The organism is Mesorhizobium sp. M2C.T.Ca.TU.002.02.1.1 (assembly GCF_003997225.1).
Genome location: NZ_RZTO01000954.1, coordinates 1 through 2,137 on the forward strand (window position 1 = coordinate 1; position 2,137 = coordinate 2,137).

Annotated in this window: 3 protein-coding genes; all 3 read left to right on the forward strand. The window is 62.3% G+C overall.

Translation table 11 applies throughout. The features are described 5' to 3' along the window. Positions 1-91: 91 nt before the first annotated feature. Entirely contained in the window at positions 92-415 is a 324-nt protein-coding gene (locus EOD07_RS31925; RefSeq protein ID WP_040994703.1) for a septum formation initiator family protein, read from the forward strand. Between the two features lie 175 nt (positions 416-590). Beyond that, entirely contained in the window at positions 591-1,628 is a 1,038-nt protein-coding gene (gene pdhA / locus EOD07_RS31930; RefSeq protein WP_040982941.1) for a pyruvate dehydrogenase (acetyl-transferring) E1 component subunit alpha, read from the forward strand. A gap of 15 nt (positions 1,629-1,643) precedes the next feature. Next, positions 1,644-2,137, forward strand: a 494-nt coding sequence (locus tag EOD07_RS31935; RefSeq protein ID WP_348627791.1) for a biotin/lipoyl-containing protein, incomplete at its 3' end; no start/stop codon positions are given.

Genomic DNA, 2,137 nt, shown 5'->3' on the forward strand with positions numbered 1-2,137 from the left:
TGCAACGGGCCGTCCGTAACCGTCCATTAAGCACAATCGGGCGAAATACGACTCATGGCCGCTTGCGTTCGCGGCCGCGAGGGTTCGGGTCATGTGGACACGTCAGCACAAGCAGAGAAACACCGGCAGGCTGATCATCCCCTCGCTTTGCGTGCTCTTCCTGGCCTATTTCGGCTTCCACGCCTATCACGGCGAATTCGGCATCTACTCCAAGTATCGGCTCGAGGCCCAGGCGGTCGAGCTGCAGGCCCAGCTCGATGCCGTGAAGGCACGCCGGATCGACTTCGAGCGCCGTGTCCAGCTGATGCATGAAGGCACGCTGGAGAAGGATATGCTTGACGAGCAGGCCCGAAAGGCGCTCAATCTGTCCCAGCCTGACGAAATCACCATCATGTTGCCCGCCCCGACGAAATAACCGAATTTCGGTTAATCGGCTTTATTTGCAACGATTCTAATCGCTTAGATGCATGTCAGCCATGCATTTTTCAGCATGGCGCAATGCATCCTTGCATGTTAGCCTCGCGCAAATCGGTGGGGAGGCGATCAATCTCCCTGAATGTCCGCAAAGAGACGCTAACAGGGAGTGACGCATGGCCACCGCCGCCAAAAAAGCGCCCGCCAAATCCAGATCCGACAAACAGCCCAATCTGTCAGCGCCCAAGCCCGCTGATTTCACCAAGGAAGAAGAGCTTTCCGCCTATAGGCACATGCTCTTGATCCGCCGCTTCGAGGAGAAGGCCGGCCAGCTCTACGGCATGGGCTTCATCGGCGGCTTCTGCCATCTCTATATCGGCCAGGAGGCCGTCGTCACCGGCATGAAGATGGCGCTGGTCGAAGGCGACCAGATGATCACCGCCTATCGCGACCACGGCCACATGCTGGCGATGGAGCTGTCGCCGCGCGGCGTCATGGCCGAGCTCACCGGGCGCCGCGGCGGCCTGTCCAAGGGCAAGGGCGGCTCCATGCACATGTTCTCCAAGGAGAAGCATTTCTACGGCGGCCACGGTATCGTCGGCGCCCAGGTGTCGCTCGGCACCGGATTGGCCTTCGCCAACCGCTACCGCGACAACAAGAACGTCACGCTGACCTATTTCGGCGACGGCGCGGCCAACCAGGGCCAGGTCTACGAAAGCTTCAACATGGCCTCGCTGTGGAAGCTGCCGGTGATCTACATCATCGAGAACAACCGCTATGCCATGGGCACGTCCGTGTCGCGCTCGTCGGCCGAGACCGACTTCTCGCACCGCGGCGCTTCCTTCAAGATTCCCGGCATCCAGGTCGACGGCATGGATGTTCGCGCCGTGAAATCGGCGGCCGAGCTCGCCACCGAATGGTGCCGCGCCGGCAACGGCCCGCTGATCCTTGAGATGCAGACCTACCGCTATCGCGGCCACTCGATGTCCGATCCGGCGAAGTATCGTTCCAAGGAGGAAGTGCAGAAGATGCGCTCCGAGCACGACCCGATCGAACAGGTCCGGGTGCGGCTGCTCGACAAGAAGTGGGCAAGCGAGGACGAGCTCAAGGCCGTCGACAAGGAAGTGCGCGACGTCGTCGCCGACGCCGCCGAATTCGCCCAGAACGACGCCGAGCCGGATCCGTCCGAGCTCTGGACCGACATCGTACTCTAAGGAGAGGGCAAGGACATGCCGATCGAAATTCTCATGCCCGCGCTCTCGCCGACGATGGAAGAGGGCAATCTTTCCAAATGGCTGAAGAACGAAGGCGACAAGATCGTCGCCGGTGACGTGATCGCCGAGATCGAGACCGACAAGGCGACGATGGAAGTCGAAGCCGTCGACGAAGGCACGCTGGCCAAGATCGTCGTTCCGGCCGGCACTGAAGGTGTCAAGGTCAACGCGGTGATCGCCGTGCTGGCAGTCGACGGCGAGGACGTCGACAAGGCCGGTGAAGGCATAGGCGAGGAAGCGCCTGCCAAGGCTGAAGCCGCGCCGGCACCGGCCGCGGCCAAGAGCGAGGCTGCGGCGCCTGTCGCCGCAGCACCGAAGACGGAGGTCGCCGCCGACCCGGACATCCCCGCCGGCACCGAGATGGTGTCGACCACGGTGCGCGAGGCGCTCCGCGACGCCATGGCCGAGGAAATGCGCCGTGACGGCGATGTCTTCGTCATGGGCGAGGA

Bases quoted from the DNA above. Each gene is read 5' to 3' on its own strand.
- pdhA (WP_040982941.1), top strand. From the start codon at position 591: ATGGCCACCGCCGCCAAAAAAGCGCCCGCCAAATCCAGATCCGACAAA.
- EOD07_RS31925 (WP_040994703.1), top strand. From the start codon at position 92: ATGTGGACACGTCAGCACAAGCAGAGAAACACCGGCAGGCTGATCATC.